Source organism: Desulfosarcina cetonica JCM 12296, assembly GCF_001311845.1.
Classification (GTDB): domain Bacteria; phylum Desulfobacterota; class Desulfobacteria; order Desulfobacterales; family Desulfosarcinaceae; genus Desulfosarcina; species Desulfosarcina cetonica.
This window is the reverse complement of record NZ_BBCC01000369.1, coordinates 1-2,762: the sequence shown is the minus strand read 5'-3', so window position 1 is coordinate 2,762 and position 2,762 is coordinate 1. Positions and strand designations below refer to the sequence as shown.

Here is a 2,762-nt window from a genome sequence, read left to right as displayed (position 1 = left end):
TATTGCCACAAAATTCAGTTGGATTGAAGCATTTTCTACCCCGTTGTAGCCAACCGGACAATTTGCTCCGGCAGGCTTGGCAGGTTTGATAAAGGTCGGAAGCCGGGCAGAAGTCTTTCGGTATCGGGGACTGATTTCGTGTCACATTTTTCACCATTCATCTCTATTTCGGCAAACAGTTCCTCCAGGGTCGAATTGCCGTGGAGCAGGATATCCACGTAATCCGGATTGCTCAGGTTTTTTACCAGCGGGGTGTCGGCCAGCATGGTCTGCAATCTTTTGCGCATGCTGTTGTTGCCGGTTCTTCGACGATATTCGCGTCGCTGGCGACGAAAAAACTGTTCGAGGATATTGTTGGTCCGTTGCGGATAGATCGTTGCAGCTCCTGTCGGTGTATTGATTTCTATAGGATCGGTAAAAAGCTTCGCACCATACTGGTCGATCTGTTTGGCAACTTTTCGGCACAGCGGATCGTCGGCGAATTTGGTGTTGGTGTCCAGTCGTCGACGGAACTGGCCAACACCTTTTTTGATGTTGTCCATGGCCTGGCTGCTGCCCTCATCATTAAGGCCTTTGTCGCCGTCAGGTAAGGCGATGCGCATCTTCTCCCGTAGATCGTCAAAGAGCCGACAGCGCCAGCGTAGCTCTTCAACGGCTGGCTCGAATACGGGATCCTGGACAACATCGATAACCTGGCGGACCAATTTATAAAAGATTCGATTGCCGGTCCGATCCTTGGCGGGCAGACGCTGAACCAGGTCCGGCAAATACTCGATCAATATCAACAGCCGCTGTGCAAATTCCAGCAATGGACGATCAAAAGGAAAACCGTAACCGTCGCCGTTTTGCTTGCCTTGCAAACACCATAGGGCCAGCGAGTAGGTCGACACCAGGGGCAGCAACGCCATGTCAGAAAGGGGCTCGGCACGCTGGATCAATTTTGCCAACTGCTGGGCACCGATGCTGTGCGGCTCAAGCTGCTGGCGGACCTGACGCACCAGGGCACTGAACTTTGTGGTGGCTGCATGCGTTCGCAGACAGCTTCGCAGCTTGCTGTAGCAAGGCTCGATCAGGTCTTTGCCCACATCGCGCAGAAAGTGAAAATGGCAGATAAAGTCCCGGCTGTTGGGAAAGACCGCTGCCACTGCTTTAAGGATGCCGGTGCCCATGTCGTGGACGCAGGCGATGGGCTCGCCGTAGTCACGGCGCAGCCGCTTTAAAAACGGGATGATGTATTCGGACCGTTCGCTGGGCAGTTTTCCATTGGCCAGTACAAACTGACTCAGGCTGTCCAGGCCCGTCATCAAGGCCGGCGCGTCTGCCTCGTGGGTGGCGTCCAGGTGCAGAATGTAGCCACCGGAAAGCTGCATGGCCCGATTGATTCTTGGCGTTGCCCGACGATGGGCGATGGCCAGATAGGTGATAAATTTTTGTCCCAGGTATTCGATTTCCGATGCACATAGATCGACATGGCGGACGAAAAGCTCCTGGCGAACCTGTTCGATATTTTGGTGTTGCTCGAACAAAGCGCGACCGACAAAAACCAGCACATCCCAGGCTACATTGCAGCAGCGCGGTACCAGGCGGCGCAAGGCTTCAGAATGGAAACGGCGACTGCATTGTGGACATTCAAGGATGGTCTCATGTGCGGTAAACGGCGTAATCATGCTCAGCACGGTCTTTCTCCGCGTTTTTTGCACATTGAGTTTGCTGTCGCACAGACAGGCATCGCGCTCCGGTCGGAATCGAACCATCGGTACCCGGGCAAACAAGCTGGCCGGCCGGGTCTCCTGACCAAGCCGCTCCAGACACCGGTTCAACGCCGCCAAAGCTGCCGCACCGGAGTTTACGCTGTTTTTTTTAAACCGTGCCGTTCGAACAGTGCCTTGACTTGTCCGGCGTCGATACGCACGCCGGTGCGCCGTGTGATCGCTTGTGCTAATTGGCCGAAGCCGGCGTCGGGGCGGCGAATAAACTCGACCAGCACCAAAACCGCCATCTCGGCAGGCAGTTGGATCCTGTCGGTTTTTTGAATCGCCCGAGACTGAGCGGCGGCAGTTTCGCCATCGGCTGCAAGGTAGACAAATGAGCGCCCCAGCTTTTGTCGCTGCAGCCGGCCTTGACGGACCAATGCCACCAGAACCGAATGGCAGCGGCAGCGTAGCGTTTTTCCAAGTTGTTCGGCGCTCATCCCTGCCGCGCTGCCCGACACCAAAAGAACAAGGGTATCGGTCAGGCTCCCTGCGCGTGAGAAGCCGATGTCTTTATAAAACCATAATCCTTGATGTTCGAAGCGGGGTATTGAAGCCAGTGTGTACCAGCGCCCGTTGTGGGTGAAACTACTGTAGTAACCGATCCTTGCCAAAAACCGCCTGACAGAAGGTACAGAATAGTCCAACTGCTCGGCCAAGGAGGCGATCATCCAGCAAGGATGCTTGTCAAACAGCCCACTGAGCTTATCCGAGACATCGGTTGCTAACGCCATGGTGGCCTCCTGATAAAGTAATGCAAATAATCCCTTTCCGGCGAATATAATGCAATACATTATCAGAAAAACCTACTTTCAACAAGTCTAATGATGTTGATGCGTTAAACGACAGGTTTTAAATATGCTTATTATGATCAATATGATATGGATGCGAACGGAAGTATTTATAATGAGAAGTTTTGTTTTGACGCATACAGGAAAATGATCAGGTATGGCACGAAATAGAGCTGTAACCCATTGAATTCATACAATCCAACTGAATTTTGTTTCTATA

Annotated in this window: 2 protein-coding genes; both read right to left on the bottom strand. The window is 52.9% G+C overall.

The features are described from left to right. Positions 1-35: 35 nt before the first annotated feature. Positions 36-1,667, bottom strand: coding sequence for a transposase (locus JCM12296_RS33870; protein ID WP_246805290.1), 1,632 nt, complete (start codon positions 1,665-1,667; stop codon positions 36-38). A gap of 179 nt (positions 1,668-1,846) precedes the next feature. Further along, positions 1,847-2,485 carry a hypothetical protein gene (locus JCM12296_RS33865; RefSeq protein ID WP_054702421.1) on the bottom strand — a complete coding sequence of 213 codons (639 nt, stop codon included), beginning with the start codon at positions 2,483-2,485 and terminating at the stop codon, positions 1,847-1,849. Positions 2,486-2,762 lie beyond the last annotated feature (277 nt).

Excerpts from the sequence above, each read along its gene's own strand:
- JCM12296_RS33870 (WP_246805290.1), bottom strand. The coding sequence starts at position 1,667 with ATGATTACGCCGTTTACCGCACATGAGACCATCCTTGAATGTCCACAA.
- JCM12296_RS33865 (WP_054702421.1), bottom strand. The coding sequence starts at position 2,485 with ATGGCGTTAGCAACCGATGTCTCGGATAAGCTCAGTGGGCTGTTTGAC.